Annotated in this window: 16 protein-coding genes and 1 pseudogene; 6 read left to right on the top strand and 11 right to left on the bottom strand. The window is 60.0% G+C overall.

Going from position 1 to position 18,938, the window contains the following annotated elements; translation table 11 throughout:
• Positions 1 to 151: 151 nt before the first annotated feature.
• From QUE75_RS20460 to QUE75_RS20445, 4 genes and pseudogenes are all read left to right on the top strand, one after another.
• A pseudogene (locus tag QUE75_RS20460) lies at positions 152 to 1,591 on the top strand (xanthine dehydrogenase family protein molybdopterin-binding subunit); the annotation flags it as partial.
• Between the two features lie 5 nt (positions 1,592 to 1,596).
• A complete protein-coding gene (locus QUE75_RS20455; RefSeq protein ID WP_286255889.1) occupies positions 1,597 to 2,595 on the top strand; it encodes an XdhC family protein in 999 nt (332 codons plus the stop codon).
• A gap of 60 nt (positions 2,596 to 2,655) precedes the next feature.
• Entirely contained in the window at positions 2,656 to 3,267 is a 612-nt protein-coding gene (locus QUE75_RS20450; protein ID WP_286255887.1) for a nucleotidyltransferase family protein, read from the top strand.
• 119 nt (positions 3,268 to 3,386) lie between these two features.
• Positions 3,387 to 4,157 carry a VOC family protein gene (locus QUE75_RS20445; RefSeq protein ID WP_286255885.1) on the top strand — a complete coding sequence of 257 codons (771 nt, stop codon included), beginning with the start codon at positions 3,387 to 3,389 and terminating at the stop codon, positions 4,155 to 4,157.
• A 104-nt stretch (positions 4,158 to 4,261) separates the two neighbouring features.
• Here the strand turns inward: QUE75_RS20445 and cynS are convergent, their stop codons facing one another.
• The 9 genes from cynS to QUE75_RS20400 form a co-directional block, all read right to left on the bottom strand.
• A complete protein-coding gene (gene cynS / locus QUE75_RS20440; protein ID WP_286255883.1) occupies positions 4,262 to 4,711 on the bottom strand; it encodes a cyanase in 450 nt (149 codons plus the stop codon).
• A gap of 60 nt (positions 4,712 to 4,771) precedes the next feature.
• A complete protein-coding gene (locus QUE75_RS20435; RefSeq protein ID WP_286255881.1) occupies positions 4,772 to 6,130 on the bottom strand; it encodes an FAD-dependent oxidoreductase in 1,359 nt (452 codons plus the stop codon).
• Entirely contained in the window at positions 6,127 to 7,266 is a 1,140-nt protein-coding gene (locus QUE75_RS20430; protein ID WP_396631719.1) for an acyl-CoA dehydrogenase family protein, read from the bottom strand. Before QUE75_RS20430 ends, QUE75_RS20435 begins: the two co-directional genes overlap by 4 nt.
• Positions 7,267 to 7,308: 42 nt before the next feature.
• Positions 7,309 to 7,863 (bottom strand): OsmC family protein, encoded by a 555-nt coding sequence (locus QUE75_RS20425; protein WP_286255880.1) that lies wholly within the window; start codon positions 7,861 to 7,863, stop codon positions 7,309 to 7,311.
• Positions 7,864 to 8,081: 218 nt separating this feature from the next.
• Positions 8,082 to 9,740 (bottom strand): sigma 54-interacting transcriptional regulator, encoded by a 1,659-nt coding sequence (locus QUE75_RS20420; protein WP_264994225.1) that lies wholly within the window; start codon positions 9,738 to 9,740, stop codon positions 8,082 to 8,084.
• Positions 9,741 to 9,822: 82 nt separating this feature from the next.
• The gene (locus tag QUE75_RS20415; protein WP_091848632.1) at positions 9,823 to 10,653 is read right to left on the bottom strand and encodes an ABC transporter permease; all 831 of its coding nucleotides are present in this window, start codon (positions 10,651 to 10,653) and stop codon (positions 9,823 to 9,825) included.
• The gene (locus QUE75_RS20410) at positions 10,650 to 11,912 is read right to left on the bottom strand and encodes an ABC transporter substrate-binding protein (protein WP_218144751.1); all 1,263 of its coding nucleotides are present in this window, start codon (positions 11,910 to 11,912) and stop codon (positions 10,650 to 10,652) included. Before QUE75_RS20410 ends, QUE75_RS20415 begins: the two co-directional genes overlap by 4 nt.
• Positions 11,913 to 11,942: 30 nt before the next feature.
• Positions 11,943 to 12,752, bottom strand: coding sequence for an ABC transporter ATP-binding protein (locus QUE75_RS20405; protein WP_091848631.1), 810 nt, complete (start codon positions 12,750 to 12,752; stop codon positions 11,943 to 11,945).
• 203 nt (positions 12,753 to 12,955) lie between these two features.
• Positions 12,956 to 13,882, bottom strand: coding sequence for a 5'-nucleotidase (locus QUE75_RS20400; RefSeq protein ID WP_286255867.1), 927 nt, complete (start codon positions 13,880 to 13,882; stop codon positions 12,956 to 12,958).
• A 209-nt stretch (positions 13,883 to 14,091) separates the two neighbouring features.
• Here QUE75_RS20400 and QUE75_RS20395 point away from each other — a divergent pair, with 209 nt between their 5' ends.
• Positions 14,092 to 15,390, top strand: coding sequence for an IS1380 family transposase (locus QUE75_RS20395; RefSeq protein ID WP_286255865.1), 1,299 nt, complete (start codon positions 14,092 to 14,094; stop codon positions 15,388 to 15,390).
• Positions 15,391 to 15,823: 433 nt separating this feature from the next.
• Here QUE75_RS20395 and fghA read toward each other — a convergent pair whose 3' ends face one another.
• Together fghA and QUE75_RS20385 are read right to left on the bottom strand one after the other, a co-directional pair.
• A complete protein-coding gene (fghA, locus tag QUE75_RS20390; RefSeq protein WP_286255863.1) occupies positions 15,824 to 16,663 on the bottom strand; it encodes an S-formylglutathione hydrolase in 840 nt (279 codons plus the stop codon).
• A 54-nt stretch (positions 16,664 to 16,717) separates the two neighbouring features.
• The gene (locus tag QUE75_RS20385; protein ID WP_286255862.1) at positions 16,718 to 17,845 is read right to left on the bottom strand and encodes an S-(hydroxymethyl)glutathione dehydrogenase/class III alcohol dehydrogenase; all 1,128 of its coding nucleotides are present in this window, start codon (positions 17,843 to 17,845) and stop codon (positions 16,718 to 16,720) included.
• A gap of 198 nt (positions 17,846 to 18,043) precedes the next feature.
• Between QUE75_RS20385 and QUE75_RS20380 the strand changes: the two genes are divergently transcribed.
• A complete protein-coding gene (locus QUE75_RS20380; RefSeq protein WP_123634556.1) occupies positions 18,044 to 18,913 on the top strand; it encodes a LysR substrate-binding domain-containing protein in 870 nt (289 codons plus the stop codon).
• The last annotated feature ends 25 nt before the right edge of the window (positions 18,914 to 18,938 follow it).

Here is an 18,938-nt window from a genome sequence, read left to right as displayed (position 1 = left end):
TACTAATGGGTAACAAAGTAGCCGAACACTTAAAAATATCGACTGAAAAAGACCGAAAACTCGTTATTTCAAAGATAAATCAATAAGTTAAATTCGTAGATAATCTTTCGGGAGTTGCGTTGACCGGTGTTCGGATACAAAGTTTCGCATTAGTAACACCTGGGCTGCCATCCAGGGCCGCGATGCGTTATCCATCGAGTGGGACCTGGAACCCGCCGGAGACAACGCGGGCTATACCTCCGACGACTATCCCAGGCTGCTGGAAGAGCGCGCCGAGTCATCCGGCAAGGTCATCCGGGAGTCCGGGGATGTGGAAAAGGCCCTGGAAGAAGCGGACAAGACCGTCACCGCCACGTATTACATGCCTCATATGGCCCAGGCGCCGATGGAACCTCCCGTGGCCATCGTTCAGTTCAACGGCGACAGCGCTGAAGCCTGGGCGCCGGTCCAGCATCCCCGGGCGACCCGGGAGGGTGTCGCTGGTGCGCTGGGCCTCGACCTGGACAAGGTGACCGTCCACCAGACCCTGTTGGGCGGTGGTTTTGGCCGCAAGTCCAAGCCAGACTTCGTGATCGAGGCGGCCATACTGGCGAAGCAGTTTGAAGGACGCCCGGTGCGGGTTCAGTGGACCCGTGAAGACGATATTCACCATGCCTATTTCCACGCGGTCTCGGTTGACCGGTTGCAAGCCGGCCTCGATAAGGACGGCAAGGCAATGGGCTGGCTGCACCGTACCCTGTCACCGAGCATTGGCTCACTGTTCGCTGAAGACCCGAAGCACAAGGCGGACTTCGAATTGGGCATGGGCTTTAACACCATGCCCTTTGATATCCCGGCCATTCGCCTGGAAAACCCAGAGGCTGCCGCCCATACCCGCATCGGCTGGTTCCGCGCAGTCTATAACCTGCCCCACGCCTGGGCCATCCAGAGCTTTGCTGCGGAAATGGCCGAGGCAGCAGGCAGGGACCATCGGGACTACCTGCTGGAGCTTCTGGGAGAACCACGCAAAATCAACCCGGCGGAGTTCAAGGACGGCTGGAACTACGGGGAAAACCCGGAGGTCTATCCCATCGATATCGGCCGCATGAGAGCGGTGGTGGAGCGGGCAACCCGCGAAGCCAACTGGGATAACAAGGACCGGGGTGAGCGGCGTGGGCTGGGCCTGGCCATGCATCACAGCTTTGTGTCCTATACCGCCATCGTGATGGATGTAGAGGTAGACAACGACGGCGGGGTGATTATCCACCGGGCGGACATTGCCTTCGATTGCGGCAGGGCGGTCAACCCGGAGCGGGTACGCTCGCAGCTGGAAGGCGCCTGTGTCATGGGCATCGGTATCGCCCTGCAAAGCGAAGTGTCGTTCAAGGACGGCAAGGCCCAGCAGGATAACTTCGACCGATATCTTATCCCCCGCATGGAACACGCGCCCCGGGAAGTGCACGTGCACCTGGTGGACGGTGGCGAGGATGCCCCCATGGGTGGTGTGGGTGAGCCCGGCTTGCCACCGGTAGCGCCGGCCCTCTGCAACGCTATCTATGCGGCCACCGGCAAACGTATCCGCCGGTTACCGGTAGGAAACCAGTTGGGCTGACGATCATGCAGAACCTGGATTATCGGGTGGTCGGCCAGGCCATGGCCTGGCTGCAGGAGGGCCGCACGGTGTGGCTATGCACCGTGCTGTCCACCTTTGGTTCATCGCCGAGGGAGCCCGGTTCGCTGATGGTGGCCAATGCCAGCGGCGAACACCTGGGCTCGCTCTCCGGTGGCTGTGTGGAAGAGGATTTCCTTGAGCGGCTGGTGGCCGGTGAGTACCAGCAGCCAGCGATGGTAGTACGTTATGGCGGGCCGGAGGATGCGGGCGACCAACCCGGGGCTGCCCGTGTGAAGCTGCCCTGCGGCGGCGTTCTGGAAGTGCTGGTCGAGCGCATGGCCGCCGGCGAGGAGACCCTGGCACATCTCGAACAGATAAAAACGGCGCTGGGCGGTGAGCACGACCGGATCCGGCAGGTACGGCTTGCCGATGGGCACCGTTCCCTGTCAGAGGCGGACCCGAGTGGGCCCCGGGTGCAGTGGAATCCGGGAGAGGAGGTTGTCCGAATCCGGGTGGGGCCGGTGGCCAAACTGATACTGGCTGGTTACTCCAGCGTGGCCGAGGCCTGTGCCGGTTTTGCGCTTACCCTGGGCTACCAGGTCGTGCTTTGTGACCCCCGCAGCGTGGTTACCGACAGCATGAACCTGCCGGATGCCGTGGAGTTCATACCCCAGCTGCCATCACTCTACATCGCTTCGCCGGGGGCCTGCACCCCGTCAACGGCAGTAGTCGCCGTCACCCACGATCCCCGTATTGACGACCTGGCGATGATGGCAGCGGTGAAAACCTCCGCCGGCTACATCGGCGTCATGGGTTCCCGTCGTACCTCACAGGCGCGGGCGGAGCGACTGGCTCGCACCGGTGGCCTTGCGCCCGACGAGATCAGCCGCATTCATATGCCCATCGGCCTGGATATCGGCAGCAAGACCCCGGCGGAGATCGCCCTGGCGATCATGGCGGACGTCCTGCGGGTTCGCCGGGGGAGGGTCCTGTCAGAGGTATGATCTTCTGTCTGGAGTTTTACATGCGGCCACACCCCGAACGTTCCAACGAGGACTCGGCCGGTGGCTGATATTGCCGCCCTGATTCTGGCTGGCGGCTCCAGCACTCGCTTTGGCGGGTGCAAGCTGCTGGCGGAGATCGATGGCCGAAACCTTCTGCAGCGTAGTATTGATCTGGCATCCGGTGTGTTATCAGGCCACGTCCACGTGGTCACCGGCGCCTGGCATACGCAACTGATGGCGGCGAAGGCCGAGGGGCAGCTCTACGGGGCGGAGTTCATCCACGTCGTGGACTGGTCTGAGGGCATGGCGGCATCCTTGCGGGCCGGAATCAACACCCTGGCCGCTGACTACGACGCTGTGCTGGTGCTGCTGGCGGACCAGGTGGCGCTGACAATGGCAGACCTTGAGGCCTTGCTGGAGGCTTTCGACGGGCACAATATAGTTTGTGGCGTATACGGCGGCCGCCGGGGTGTGCCTGCGGTTTTCCCCCGCAGCAGCTTTCCACGGTTGAGGCAGCTGGTTGGCGACCAGGGCGCCAAGGCGGTGTTGTATGAAACCGCCATCCCCATCCGGGAGTGTGCCATGCCCAATGCACAACGGGATATTGATACCCCGGAGCAACTTAAGGCCTGGCCTGGGAGCGGGGCCGGAGGAGACAGTTCGCAGCAATAATCAACAGCTCAATCCATAAGTCCAGGAAGCAACTTGTCCGAAACCGTGTCGTTGCTGATACTGCGTGACAAGCTACAAACACGCATGTCCGTGTGGTCCATGTTTCAAGGAGTCCTGCGATGTCCATTTATCTCCGCCAGATCTGCCTGGTGGCCGAACAGCTTGAACCGGTTGTCGAGCAGATTGAAAACCTGTTCGGCGTACCGGTATGCCATCGGGATCCGGAGGTAGCCACCTTCGGGCTGGAAAACGCCCTGTTTGCCTTTGGCAGCCAGTTCCTGGAAGTGGTGGCACCCATCCGCGAAGGCACGGCCGCCGGGCGTTTCCTGGAGCGACGGGGTGGACCCGGGGGTTACATTGTGATCTGCCAGGCCACCTCACTCGAAGAGCAAGCTGGCGTGCGGGCCAGGGCTGCCGAAAACAACGTCCGGGTAGCCTGGGAGTCGGATCATGAAAGCGGGAACCTTATGCAACTGCACCCCCGGGACATGGGCGCAGCCTTCCTGGAAGTAGACTGGGACGAACAGGCCGACCCCCGGGGTAACTGGCAGCCAGCGGGAGGTATGGACTGGGTCAAACACACCATGACCGACCGGGTGTCCGGAATTACCGGCGTCACCCTTTCCGACACGCGACCGACCCAACTGGCACGTCACTGGTCAAACGTTCTGGGTATGCCCGTGAAAGACCGTGATGGCACACCGGTGATCGAGACACCAAACGCGGTATTGAAGTTTGCAGAATGCGATCACCAGGAGTCCGCCGGGCTGACGGCGATCGACCTGGCAGTCGGTGACCCGGCGACGATTCTGACACGTTCCATGGAGCAGGGCACCGATCACACCGGCCACGGCCTCAAGCTGTGCGGTGTGGAGATTCTTTTGCGGTAGTCTCGTGACCTTGCTTGCGGCCAAGCCGGTTTTTCTGCCGCTAGCGTTGACCTGGTGGAATACCCGGGGGCTGGGGGCCATCGGGTACCCCACCAGGCAATGGCTCAGTAAGCCTTGTAGGGAAGGAACTTGCCGGACAGCACCACGTTAACGCGATCCCCATTGGGGTTTTGCTCGCGCTGGATGTCCATGTTGAAGTCAATGGCGCTCATGATGCCGTCGCCAAACTCCTCATGGATGAGTTCCTTGATAGTGCTGCCGTAGACATTGACCACTTCGTACCAGCGGTAGATCAGCGGGTCGGTGGGCACGGCTGTCGGCAGGGAACCCTTGTAGGGAACCACCTGCAGCCAGGCAATGGCCTCATCGGTCAGGCCGAAGATGTCGCCGACAATTTCGGCCTGCTTCTTGTCGAAGGTCATCTGGCCCAGGCACGCAGCGGTGGTCCATTCCTTGGAGAGGCCGATGGCATCGGCCACCTGGCTCCATTGAATGCCCTTGCTGACCTTGGCAGAGAGGATCATGTTGGTCACTTCTTCGCGGGTATGGATCATGATGTTCACCTTTGGTTGACGTCATTGTCGGGACTGGGCCGGTCGTCCGGCCCGGAAAGATCAGGCGGCCTTGCTTTGCATGGGCTGGCCAAGGCTCAGTGTGGCGACGATGGTGTCGCCAACCCGTTGTTCCATCACCATGCTGTTGCCTTCCCGCTGGGTGATTTCCCAGCGGCCATCCGGTTTTGGCAGGCCGTGCAACACCAGCGGCAGTGACCGGGTTTTCAGGCGCACCACCGGTGGTCTATGTTCATAGGCTGGTGCCTCAACACCCAACACCGCCGCCGCAATGGTGCGGGCCTGGTGCTGGATGGGTTCGATAAAGCGGCACGGTTCACCGTTCAGACTGATACAGTCGCCAAGGGCATGGATCCAGGGATCGCTGGAGCGCAACTCCTGGTCCACCTCGATGCCACCGTTGAATGCCAGCCCTGCCTGGCGGGCCAGGCGGTTGTCGGTTTTCAGGCCGGTGGCGGCGATCACCTGGTCCACGGTCAGTGTTTCACCGTTTGCCAGCAGAACGGTCTTGCCGTCACCGTCGGCGCGGACTGCCTTGACCTGGCTGTCGGGCCGGTAGTGAATGCCCAGTTCCGCCAGGCTTTCCTGCAGGGCCTGCCCGGCTTCCGGGGGAATCAGGCCATAAAGGGGGTGGCTCTGGCGGTCCAGCAGGGTGACCGTGTGGCCGGCGCGGGCCAGGTCTTCGGCCAGTTCGCAGCCCACCATCCCTGCGCCGACAATGGCCACCCGCCGGGGGCCTGCCGCCAGTTGTTGCTGTAATCCGCTCCAGCCGGCCAGGTCATTGATGCGCCAGCACAGTGATGGGGGCAACTCGTCAGGCAGGGCGGGCTTTGCGCCCTGGGCCAGCACCAGGCGGGTGTAGGCCACGGTGCCCCGGGTGGTGCGCACTTCCCGTCGCTCCGGGCTGATGCCCACCACGAAGGTGTCTGCAAGCAGGCGAACCCCGAGTCGGTTTGCCGCATCGGCAGCGCTCTCCCGCACCAGGTCCCCGGGCTGCTGCCCCCGGCTCAGGGCTACCGATAGCTCCGGTTTGTGGTAACGGTCACCATGGCAGGCGCTGATCAGGGTGATCGGGGTTTCGGCGTCCAGGTGGCGGATCGCCTCTACTACTGACCACCCGGCAATGCCGGCACCCACCACCACAATGCCCGGAGTCTTGCTGAAGGTGGTGATGCCCACCGGCGCGGCTGCGGTAATCTCCTGCTTTTCCAGCAGTTCGAAGTCGGACTTGGTGACACCGCACAGGGGGCACTCCCAGTCGTCCGGAATGTCCTCAAACCGGGTACCCGGGGGCAGTCCGCTGTCCGGGTCGCCTTCCGCCTCGTCGTAGATAAGGCCACAGGCGAGGCAGATGTACTGGCGCCAGGGGCGTTCGTCCAGGTCGGGTTTACGGGTACTCATGCCGGAACCTCCTCTCGCATCAGTTTGTCCATCTCCCAGCGCAGGTGCTTGATGGCCGGTGTGACGATGGCAACGAAATGGGCTTCACGGATCCGGCGCTGGGGGGCGGAGTTCATCAGGTACCCGCGGGCCCCCTGGTGCAGCAGGGCGGACTGGGAGGCCTTCAGGGACAATTCGGAACCGTGGGCCCTCAATTCCAGCACATCGAGCAGGTAGTCCTTGCTGCCGTCAAAGGGGGTTTCTGCAAGACGGGCTGCGCGTTCGGCCACCTCGTCAAATTCGGCCTGCAATTCGTCGGGGCGGTTATGCAGGTACTGATTCACGTGCCCCAGCTGGTTCTCCACCGCACGGATGGAATCGATGGAGCCCTGGATGACACCGGCGGCGATGCCCACCTGCAGCAGGATGAACGCACCGCGGATCCTCTGGATAAACGGCCGGGCCGGGTCCGCAATGATCTGGTCTTCGCTCACGAAGTAGTCGTCCAGGGGCACCGACCAGGTGCTGGTGCCCTCCATACCCGAGAACTCCGGGCAGGGTCGCAGGGGCACCCGGTCATCAATGTCCAGCAGGAACATCACTTCGTGGGAGCGGCTACCGTCATCGCGGTCTACGCCGGCAATGGCGCCACAGTATTGGCCCGGGCCAATGTGGCTGACCCAGGGCAGGGTACCGCTGACCCGGTACCCGCCCGGTACTTTCTTCGCTTTCAGGGCCATTTTCTCGATGCCGGTCAGGGCCTTCATGGGATTGGACAGGGCGGTGCCCCCGAAGGTCTGGCCGCCAGCATGGCCCTGCAATCGCTCCAGCAGGGCCGGGTTGCCGGACTGCTCCATGTAGAGTCCGCAGACATCGTGGCACCAGGTCATGAACCCGGTGGAGCCACAGTGACGGCTGATCTCCTGCATGCTCGACAGCGCCAGTCCGAAGCGACTACCGTGTTGGTCCAGGTGAGTGGCGAAGGCGCCGGCCTGGCCCAGGTCTGCCATGATGTCGGTCGGGTAATAACCTTCATGGTCGATGCGGTAGGCGTTGGGCGCCAGCTGCTCGCTGGCAACCCGGGCGACCTCAGCCTGCACCATGGCGTCATCGGCCCAGGGGCTTAACGGTGGGTTGGATATGGCGACGTTATTCATGGCAGTTCTCTCCTCTTGGTCCTCGCCTCTGTGTGGGCCGGTTCAGTCCATCAGGCTGATGCTGAACGGGATCGGGTTGCGCATGGTGTTGGCCACCGGGGAGAAGTAGTTGGCGTGCTGAACGATCTCGTCCAGCTGTTCCCGGGTGGCATCGCCTTCCACCAGCACCTTGACGCGGATTTCCTGGAAGCCCATCTGATCGGGCTTCATTTCCGCACCACCGGCACCCCAGGCCGCCGGGTTGCCGATATCCCCTTCCAGGAAGATCTCCAGTTTGCTGAGTTTGACCTGCTTCCAGGTGGCCACGGCGGTGATGCCGACGGCGAGGCAGCCACCCAGGCCGGACAGCACGATCTCGCCAGGTGCCGGCGCGGTGTCCTCACCGAACAGGTGCAGGGGCTCGTCCACCACCACTTCATGCTGATTGACGTGGCTGATGGTCCGGTACTGGCCCTCGGTAACCGTGTGGACCTTGTTGGTGCCGCGGGTGCCGGGGTTGTTGCGACCCTTCTCGGCGAAGGCCAGCAGACCCTCCCGGTCGATCGGACGCAGGTAGGTGGAAATGGTTTCGGGTTTGGTAGGCGTTGCAGTGGTCATTGGCAATTCTCCAGTGGCTTTGATGACACCGCGCGGTCCGGGACGGGCCTCGCGGTAACCTGTTATGTCCAGAGCAGGAGCTGTGCCAGTTTCGCCATTTTTATTTTTTAGCCTTTAAAAACAGATGCTTATGGTTTTCGGTGTGGCGGTAGAAAGGAGTGAGGCGGGAAGTGTCGGACATTGTCCTGATGACAATGTCCGACAATGTCGGTTGGTGGTCAGGGCGCATTGGTCAGTTCAAGCTTGTCCAGCCGGTAGCGGAATTGGCGGGCGCTCATGCCCAGTAATGCCGCTGCTCGCGTCTTGTTGCCGCCGGTCTGTTGAAGGGCGTTCAGCAATTGTTCCTCTTCATCCTCCCGGACCCAACGATACGGACGGGAAGAGGCGGCAACAGGGGCTACAAGGCCCGGTTCCGTGATGCGGGTCGTGGCAGCAGGTTCCGCGGCGCGCGGGTAATTTGATACAGCCGCCTGGCCCGCCTCCAGGTGCTTGTTGATCACCGATTCCTGGCGCAGGATGCTCTCGATGTCGCTGACGCTGATGTTGCCGTCCAGCGCAATCAGTACCGCCCGCTTGATCACGTTTTCCAGCTGGCGGATATTGCCGGGCCAGTTATAGCTCTCCAGTCGCTCCAACACACCCCGCCCAAACAGGGTGTAGCGGCCGTACTCGCGATTGGCGCTGAGCAGGAAGTGCCGGGCCAGAATGCGAACATCACCGTCCCGTTCCCGCAGCGGCGGCAGGTGGACCGGGAACACATTCAGGCGATAGAAGAGATCCAGGCGGAAAGTGCCCTGGTTGACGGCCTCCTGCAGGTTCTTGTGGGTTGCGGTGACAATGCGCACATCCACCGGTACATCCCGGGTACCACCGACCCGCTGGATAACCTGGCCTTCCAGCACCCGCAGCAGCTTGGACTGCAGTTCCATGTTCAGGTCACCGATCTCGTCCAGGAACAGGGTGCCACCGTTGGCCAGTTCGATCTTGCCTGGCTTGGTGGCGGTCGCGCCGGTGAAGGCACCTTTTTCATGACCGAACAGCTCGGACTCCAGCAGCTGCTCGGGAATGGCGGCGCAGTTGATGGCCAGGAAGGGCTGGTCACAGCGTTTGCTGTTGAGGTGGAGAATCTGGGAGAACCGCTCCTTGCCGGTGCCGGACTCACCGGTCAACAGCACCGTGACCGGGGTATCGGCTACCCGGGTAATCTGCAGCAGGGCATCCTTGACGGCGGCGCTTTCCCCCAGGATGCCGTGGTTGTTCTGTTGCTGCTCCAGGGCCACCTTCAGTTCCTGGTTTTCTTCCCGCAGGTGGCTGGTACGCTCTTCGATCAGGGTGTTGATCTTGATGATCTGGGCGATAAAAGTGGCCAGGATGCGCAGGATCACCAGGTCGGCATTGATGGCCCTGGGCCGCATGCGCAGCCGGTGTGCCGCCAGCACACCAACCGTGAGATTGCCCTCCATGATGGGCACCGCCAGGTAGGAGACAATGCCTTCCGGCAGGGTCGCCCGGTCCACGGTCCGGAACAGGAAGCCGGGTTCCTGGTCCACGTCCTGCACCACCGCCTGCTGCCCGGTTTTCATGACCTTCCCGGTGACCCCTTCCTCGAAACTGTAGAGGCCCCGTTTACGCTCCTGATCGGTCAGTCCGTAGCTGTAGCGAATCGCAAGCAGGCCGTCCTCATCCGATGGCAGCAGCACCCGGCCCCGGTTGAGTCCCAGCATCTGGGACATCAGGCGCAGGGTACCGGTGATGGCCACCCCGGGTGTGGCGGACTGACCGATCAGCCGGGCGGCCTCCTGCACCACGGTGAGGTCGGCAGCGCCGGTGTCAATGGGCGCGTTGGTGGTCACGGACGAAATCGGCTGCGTGTCCATGGTGTTCATTCTCCTGGCTGGGCAACGACAAAAGCCCGCTCAGGGAGCAGGCTTGTTGCAGGTACGGGAATCCGGGCGCTGGTTATTCGACATGCCAGTTGAAGCGCTTTATGAGCAGGCCGCAAATCGTGTCCAGCCCGTAGCCTATGAGGCCGATGACAAGGACAATCGCTGCCAGTGTGTCGTAGGCCAGGGTGTCCCGGGCATCATTGATGGCGTAACCCAGACCGCTGGTAACCCCCAGGTATTCCGCGGGCACCAGCACCACCCAGGCCACGCCCACGGCAAGCCGGATGCCGGCCATGACATCGGTCATGATCGCTGGAAGGATGATCCGTCGCAGCATCTGCGGGCCGGAGGCGCCGAGGTTCTTCGCCACCTTGAACCAGTTCGGGTCGATGCGGCGCACGCCGTGGGCGGTGGAGAACATGATCGGCCATACGGTGGCCATCACCAGCAGGAAGATGATCGCAGCGTCCCAGGTGGCAAAGGCCAGCACTGCAATCGGCATCCAGGCCAGGGGGCTGATCATGCGCAGGAACTGGAACGGCACGTTGGCGATCTTCATCGCGGTGCCGACGTAGCCGATCAGCACCCCTACGGGGACGCCGATAACCACGCCCCAGAACAGGCCGATCAGGACCCGGTACAGGCTTGAGACGATGGTGGGCCAGATGTCACCACTGGCCACCAGGTCGTAAAGGGCGCTGAAGGTAGGCGCCGGGGCGAAGTTGGCGAAGGCCCACATGTCCGGGTCATTGGCGACTACGTAGCCCCCCAGCCACCACAGGGCGAGGAGCGTTGTAATGCCAATGGCCGGATAGCGAAGCGCGGCCAGCCAGCTGATGACAGGGGCGAGGTTGACCTGCGCCCCGTTGGCACCGCTGAGTGCCTGTGTTGTCTGAGTACTCATAGCTTGATGGCCTCCTCCCGTTCGAACGGGTTATCGGCGTTAAACCCGGGGCCCTGCTGCCAGCCGGTGTGCTTTTCCATCGCGGCTTTCACAAAGCGGTAATCCACCAGGTCGTCGGCAACAAAGTCCGCGTCCAGGTCTTGCAGGAAGGTGGTATCGCCACCCACCAGTGTGTTTTTCAGTTCATTGACGATCAGCCGGGTGGCGGAGGGGTAGGGCCAGGGCTGGAAGTCGATCCGTCCGCTGCCCCATTGCGGGTTCTGGATGGCGTCCGGTGTGGCGTAGCTGTCCTCGTCGTAAAGGGTCATGGCCCGCTCGACAATGTCAGCTTTCATGGGCAGGTAGCCCTTACCATCCTTCGACAGCATGCGGGCTACTTCCGCCTTGTTCTGCTGCGAATAGATCTGCGCCCGGACGATGGCGTTCATCACTTTCTGACTCCACTCCGGGTTGGCGTTCACCTGGTTCTCATTCATGCAGACCACGCAGCAGGGGTGGTTTTTCCACATGTCGCCGGTGAAGCGCAGCATCTTGCCACCGGCCAGCATCTCGCCAACGGCGTTGAAGGGCTCAGCCACGATAAACGCGTCGATCTTGCGCGCGGCCAGGGCCGGGGGCATGTCCGGTGGGGGCATGATCTGCAGGTTGACTTCGTTGGGTGCCAGCGTGTCCCCCTGGGATTTAATCACTGGCGTCAGGCCAGCGTGGCGCAGGCCCATCTGCAGCACAATGTTGTGCATGGAGTACCAGTAAGGCACGGCGATCTGCTTGCCACCCAGTTCGGCAAAGCTCTCCACATTCGTGTGTCGACCCACCACCAGCCCGGAGCCGTTCAGGTGGGCCCAGGCCATGATCTTGACCGGGAAACCGTTGTTGTAGCGCATCCAGACGGGGATCGGCTTGAGCAGGTGCACCAGGTTGAACTTGGCGGCGGCAAAGCCTTCCACCAGCGGTGACCAGCCCCGGATCAGGGTCGGCGGCTCGGTTTTCAGGCCTTCATCCTCGAAATAGCCCATGGCATGGGCGACCAGCAGAACCGTGGCGTCGGTAATCGGCAGGTAACCGATACGCACCACTTCGTCCTCAGGCGCCTGCATGCTGCCCCAGGCGGAGGCGCTGGCGGTCAGGCCGAACCCGGCCGCCAGGCCGCCGGCGGCCATACTGTCCAGCAGGAAGTCACGCCGGCTCATCTCGTGTTTTTGCAGATAGGCCAACTCATCGGCGGGGATATTGCTTTGCTTGCTTCTTGGCTTCTTCATGGTCAGGACCTCAATGATTCAGGCAGAGTCTCAGGCGGCGTTTTCGGCGTCGTCATCGGTGGTTTCAGTGATGGCCTTGCGGCCGGCCAGTCCGTCATCGGTATCCTTGAACTGGGTCATCAGCTGGTCGCGCAGGGACTGGAAGCCCGCGTCCATGTGGCGGCGGGGCCAGGGTAATTCCACATCCAGCTCGCCCACGATGCGGCCGGGGTTCTGGGACATGATCATGACGCGATCCGCCATGGCGATGGCCTCATCGATGTCGTGGGTAACGATGACCATGGTGATGTCCAGGTCGCGGCAGATTGCGGGAACCTCTTCCTGCAGGGCGGTGCGGGTGAAAGCGTCCAGTGCGGAAAAGGGCTCGTCCAGCAGCAGGATTTCCGGATCGGTTGCCAGCGAGCGTGCCAGTGCAACGCGCTGTTGCTGTCCCCCGGAGAGGCTCTGCACATTGACGTCCCGCTTGTCATGGAGGCCCAGCATCTCCAGCAGTTCGTCCACCCGGCTGAAGGCTTCGGTCTTGGCCATGCCGGAGAACAGCAGACCAAGCGCCGCGTTCTCCCGCACGCTCATCCACGGGTAGAGCGAAGCCTTCTGGAACATCATGTTCCACTTGGCGCTGGGCCGGGAAACCTGGTGGCCGTTGACGCGGACGCAGCCTTCGGAGGGAATCAGCAGGCCGGCCAGCATGTGCAGCAGGGTGGACTTGCCACAGCCACTGCGGCCAATCAGCGCGACCATCTCACCGGGTTCGATCCGGTTTTCGATCTTCTCCAGGGTTGGTGCCGCCCCGCGGCTGAAACGGTGGGTGATGTAGTCGAGGGAAATCGTTGCGCCCATAGTGATGCTCCGGTCAGGTATCTGGTCCGGTATCAGCAGGTTGTATGCCACATCAAGAAAGTGACGGTTATACAGCGGGTTGGCTGAAATAGTGAGGCTTTGTCAGGCATTGTCACCACCGGACAATGTCCGACAATGGCGCACTATGGGAAATGTGCACCGGGGCCGGGCGTGGACCAAGTAGCCAGACGGGATACTAACTCTCAGATAACGTTCGCCACTCCGAACGGAATATGCACCATCGGGATATTGCCACCGGCGGATTGCAGGTGGCTTTGCTGGTCGTCGAAGAACATGTGGGGGCGAAGCACGCTCAGGATACGGTCCTTGGTCATGCCGCCGAGGAAGAACACCTCGTTGGCGTCGACGCCCCAGTGCTCCAGGGTAGTGATGACCCGCTCGTGGGCCGGGGCGCTGCGGGCGGTGACGATGGCGGTACGCAGGATGCGCTGGTAGTCCGGGTCAGCGTTGCTGGCCTCGTCTTCCAGTTGCTGCAGTAGGGACAGCTTGCGGAACAGGTCGGCCAGCGGGCCTGGACTATGGGGGACGTCGGCCCGGGAGGTTTCGTGTTCGTGGAAGGCTTCCAGTTCCTGGCTCTTGTAGACCCGCTCTGAGGCATCATCGGCGATGACTCCGTCGAAATCGAAGGCGATGCGCAACTCCACATCGTCTTCCTCGTCGACCACTTGGGAGGGCAGCACGGTTCCCGCCGGGTATTCATAGTCGATCGCCTTCTGCACATCCTGTTCGTTGGACGACAGGAACAGCGAGGCATTAAAGGCGGGGATATAAGGGTAGGGCGACTTGCCCTCCAGGAAGGCCGCCCGGCTGATGTCCAGGCCGTGGTGGGCGATAGACCGGAACACCCGCTTGCCGGTAATGGCGGAATTGCGCGACAGGAGCACTACCTCCACCGGGCTTTTTTCCGGGAAGCGCTTGTTGATGTTCAGAAACCGCCGAACAAACGGAAACGCCACACCCTTCTCCAGCGGCTGGTCCAGGTGCGCCTCCTGGTAATCCCGGTAGGCGACGGCGCCTTCTTCCTGGAACACCCGGTCCGACTCGGTCAGGTCAAACAGCGCACTGGAGGCGACAGCGATGACCAGTTTCTGTTCAATGGGGAAGGGCATGGGGCAGGGGGTCCTTGCAGGGATTCGATGACGTGCGCCCGTTCATCAACAGGTAGTGCGCTCGCTTCATCAATGAATACGCATATCATTCGCTTCTAGTATTGCCGGGCTAACCTGGATTTCTCATGACGGGATAAAAGAAAGCGGCTGAAAGTGCTATGATTTCAAGAGCCTAACCAATCCACCAAGCACCAACAGCCGCTTCCAAAATGGTACCTGAAAAACTGACCTTCTCGCCACTCTCTCGCCGTCAAATTGAAGCCGATTTCTCCGGTGGTCACATCACCTCCGATGCCGGACTGCTTTTGCTTCGGGAAGTCGACAATCAACACCAGCTCACTCAGCGCCTGGCTACGGTGCTGGACGATGCCCGTAATCCGGTGCTTCGCCACAAGCTTCAAACCATGATCCGGCAACGGGTCTTTGGCGTGGCTGCCGGGTACGAAGATCTAAACGATCACGAAACGTTACGCGCTGGCCAGGCACTTCAGACCGCGACCGGTGAAGAGGCCATTCTGGCGGGCAAATCGACCTTGTGCCGCATGGAACAGCGCGTAGACCGGCAGGCCGTGGTCAAGGCCCACGAACTGCTGTGGCATCACTTCATTGAACAGCACGAGACTCCACCCAAGGAAATTGTGCTGGATTTTGATGGCACCGACGTTCCGGTGCATGGCGACCAGCCCGGCAAGTTCTTTAACGCCTACTACAATCACCATTGTTACTTCCCACTGTACGTGTTCTGCGGTCGCCATCTGCTGGTGAGCTACCTGCGCACCAGCAACCGAAGCGACAGCCGCCACAGCTGGGCCATTCTGGCCTTGCTGGTGAAGTTCATTCGGCAGTACTGGACGAATACCCGCATCGTGTTCCGGGGTGACAGCGGCTTTTACCGTCCCCGATTGCTGAGCTGGTGCGACCGGAACAACGTGGACTATCTGGTGGGCCTCAGCAAGAACAGCCGGCTGCTCAAGGAGGTAGACGTACCCTCGATGTTGGTTCGCAAGGCTCACAACGAACTGGGTGAAAAAGTCTGCGCCACCTACCGGTTCCAGTACCAGGCCCGAACCTGGAAACACCCCCGCTGGGTGATCGCGCGTCTGGAGGAGGGCGAACTGGGTGCCAACCCCAGGTTCATTATCAGCTCCCGTTACGACGACGGCGTTAAACTCTACTACGAGCAATACTGTGCCCGGGGTGACATGGAAAACCGGATCAAGGATCAGCAGTTGTGTCTGTTCGCAGATCGCACCTCCAGCACGCGGTGGTGGACCAATCAGTGGCGGCTGCTTCTGTCGGGCTTTGCCTACACGTTGTTCGAGCGATTACGCGCTCACCTGAAGAAAACGCCCTTCGAGCGCATGAGCGCCAGTAACCTGCGGCTGAAGCTGATCAAGGTGGGCGCGGTCATCATTCGCAACACTCGGCGCATACGGGTGTTGATGAGTGATGCCTATCCTTACAAAGACGAACTCTCTGACCTGGTACGCCGTCTGGTTCCGGGATAGAAGCCCGGGCTCCCCCGGCCCGATACCAATGGGGGAAAGGGGGAGTTGTGCCTGAATGCCGGAAACTGGCTAAATAATCGCCAACTTCGACCATGACCACTCGGATCTGGCACTACCAGGCTTGGTCTGCGAAGGTTGTTGGAGCACTATGAGAAATCCGGGTTAGGATCGGAGAGTCCTTCATTTGGAGGGGCGCTATTACGGCATTGCCAGCAAAACTTTGTCCAGGGTCAAACTGGAGCTTGCGCGCCGGGTGGAATGTCAGCAGTAATGACACCCCAGGCGGTGAATTTGTCTGATGAGGATATTGCTGATATTTCTGCTTATTACAGTGAACAATAAATTTATTTTTTTAATTCGTATTTAATTTAAAAATATATAAAAGCATTTTTTATACCCTCCCCCAAAAAACTTTAGGGGGAGGGTAAATTTATCAGCCGATTAGATACTTCGCATGGAAGCGAAGGTGCTCCTCAATAAAACTGGCGATGAAGTAGTAGCTGTGGTCGTACCCTTCATGCCGGTTCAGTTCCAGCGGATAGCCACTTTGTTTGGCAGCGGCTTCCAGCATTTCCGGCTTCAACTGCTCGGTCAGGAAGTTGTCCGCTTCGCCTTGGTCCACCAACGCCGGCACAAACTTGCTCGCCTTTTGCATCAGCAAGCTGGCGTCGTACTCAGCCCAGCTGGCGGTGTCTTTACCGAGGTAAGCGCCAAAGGCCTTCTTACCCCACGGGCAATTGACCGGGTTACTGATCGGGCTGAACGCCGAGACGGACTGGAAACGCTCCGGGTTGCGCAGTGCCAGCACCAACGCACCATGCCCGCCCATCGAGTGGCCAAAGATGGAACGCTGATCGCTCACCGGGAACATATCTTCAATCAGTGCCGGTAATTCGTTGAGCACGTAATCGTACATCCGGTAATGCTTGCTCCAGGGTTCCTGAGTCGCATTTACATAGAACCCGGCGCCCTTACCCAAGTCGTAGCCTTCATCATCGGCGACATCGTCCCCGCGCGGGCTGGTGTCCGGGGCAACAATGGCGACACCCAGTTCGGCAGCCATGCGATGCGCACCGGCTTTTTGCATGAAGTTTTCATCGGTACAGGTCAGCCCGGACAACCAATACAGCGCTGGCACCTTTTTGCCATTGGAGGCCTGCGGCGGCAGGTAGATAGCAAACCGCATCGAACAGTTCAGCGTCTCGGAGTGATGACTGTACTGCTTGTGCCAACCACCAAAACTTTTATTACTGCTCAGATTTTCAATAGTCATTGCAACCTCTCAACAAAACGGTCGCCCGCCTGACTGGCAGGCGACCAGATTTCATTACTTGTCGTAGTGAATAACGGTACGGATGCTCTTGCCTTCGTGCATCAGATCAAACGCCTTGTTGATATCTTCCAGTCCCATGGTGTGGGTGATGAAATCGTTCAACTTGAATTCACCTTGCATGTACCGCTCAACGATGCCCGGCAGCTCGGAACGGCCCTTCACGCCACCAAAGGCAGAGCCTTTCCAGACCCGACCGGTCACCAGCTGGAACGGACGCGTGGAAATTTCCTGGCCGGCGCCCGCAACACCGATAACCACCGACTCACCCCAGCCTTTGTGGCAGCATTCCAGTGCTGAACGCATTACATCTACGTTGCCGATGCACTCGAAGGAATAATCCACACCGCCGTCGGTCAGTTCTACGATCACTTCCTGAATCGGCTTGTCGTAATCTTTCGGGTTGATGCAGTCGGTCGCGCCCAACTGGCGGGCCAGCTCAAATTTGCTCTCGTTGATGTCGATAGCAATGATGCGGCTGGCTTTAGTCATGGTGGCACCAATCACCGCCGACAGGCCGATGCCGCCCATACCGAAGATGGCCACGGTAGCGCCCTCTTCTACTTTGGCGGTGTTCATCACCGCACCCATGCCGGTGGTTACGCCACAACCGAGCAAGCACACTTCTTCCAATGGCGCTTCTTTGTTCACTTTTGCCAGAGAAATCTCGGGCAGTACGGTGTACTCGGAGAAGGTTGAGCAACCCATGTAGTGATAGATCGGCTCGCCGTTTAACGAGAAACGAGTGGTGCCGTCTGGCATCAGGCCCTTGCCCTGGGTTTCACGAATCTTCCCGCACAGGTTGGTTTTACCAGAGGTGCAGAATTTACATTCGCCGCACTCAGGGGTGTACAGCGGAATAACGTGGTCACCCACTTTCAGGCTTGTAACGCCTTCGCCTACCGACTCAACAATACCGCCGCCTTCGTGGCCGAGAATGGTCGGGAAAATGCCTTCGGGATCTTCGCCAGACAAGGTAAACGCATCGGTATGACACACACCGCTAGCGATCACCCGGATACGTACTTCGCCAGCTTGAGGCGGCATCACATCCACTTCTTCAATGGACAGAGGTTGTTTCGGGCCCCAGGCGATAGCGGCTTTAGATTTGATGGTCTGAGTCATGTTGTGTGCTCCAGATTTTGTCGGGCTTCGGCAGGTTCTTCTGCCATGTTGATGGGATCATTGTATTATTGTTCTTAAGATAGATAATCGGCCAATTAATCAAATCACCTTTACTGTATAGTAACAATGAACCGTATTTTGTTTGCTGGCGGCATTTTGTATCTAAGCTCACCCAAGTCGTAACGCAAGGAACTGAACATGTTTATTTGGGAAGGGGTCAGTGAGTTTGTGGCGGTCGCGGAAGCCGAAAGTTTTACCGCTGCGGCGAAACGATTGGGCATTTCCACAGCTCAGGTGAGCCGGCAGGTCAGCGCACTGGAATCCCGGCTTTCGACCAAACTGCTGTATCGCACCACCCGCAAGGTTTCGGTGACGGAAGCCGGCCAAACCTACTACCAGTATTGCCGCCAGGTACTCGATGGTCTGGAAGAGGCCGAGCGGGCCATGACCAACCTGCAACTTATCCCCAAGGGAAAATTACGGCTGACCGCACCGGTGACCTATGGCGAGAAGGTGATCGCCCCCTTGGTGAACGATTTCATCCTGCGCTACCCGGAGTTGGAGGTGCAGCTGAATCTGACCAACCAGAAGCTGGATCTGGTCGGTGGCGGTTACGATTTGGCGATTCGGCTGGGAAAACTGGAAGATTCATCCATGATGGCCAAGCGGTTGTCGTCACGAACCTTATACGTGTGCGCCTCGCCGGAATACTTATCCACCTATGGTGTGCCGCATTCGCTTTCGGAACTGGACCGGCACAATTGTTTGCAAGGCAATCTGGATTACTGGCGCTTTCAGGACCGAGGTAAGCCCTACAACGTTCGCGTTAAAGGCAACATGAAGTGCGACAGCGGTTGGGCGTTGCTGGACGCGGCCCTGAAAGGCATCGGGATCGTGCAACTTCCCGATTATTACGTTCAGCCGTCATTGGCCTGTGGAAAACTTATGAACTTGCTGGAACATTATCAAGAAGCCGACGATGGAATCTGGGCGATTTATCCACATAACCGGCATTTATCCCCAAAAGTGCGGATGCTGCTGGATTTCCTGGACGAATCGTTAAGTTAAATTCTGTGGGGCAGTAGTTTTGTCA

The sequence above is a fragment of the Marinobacter shengliensis genome, from assembly GCF_030297115.1.
Taxonomy (GTDB): Bacteria; Pseudomonadota; Gammaproteobacteria; order Pseudomonadales; family Oleiphilaceae; genus Marinobacter; species Marinobacter shengliensis.
This window is presented reverse-complemented; position numbering and strand designations above follow the sequence as displayed.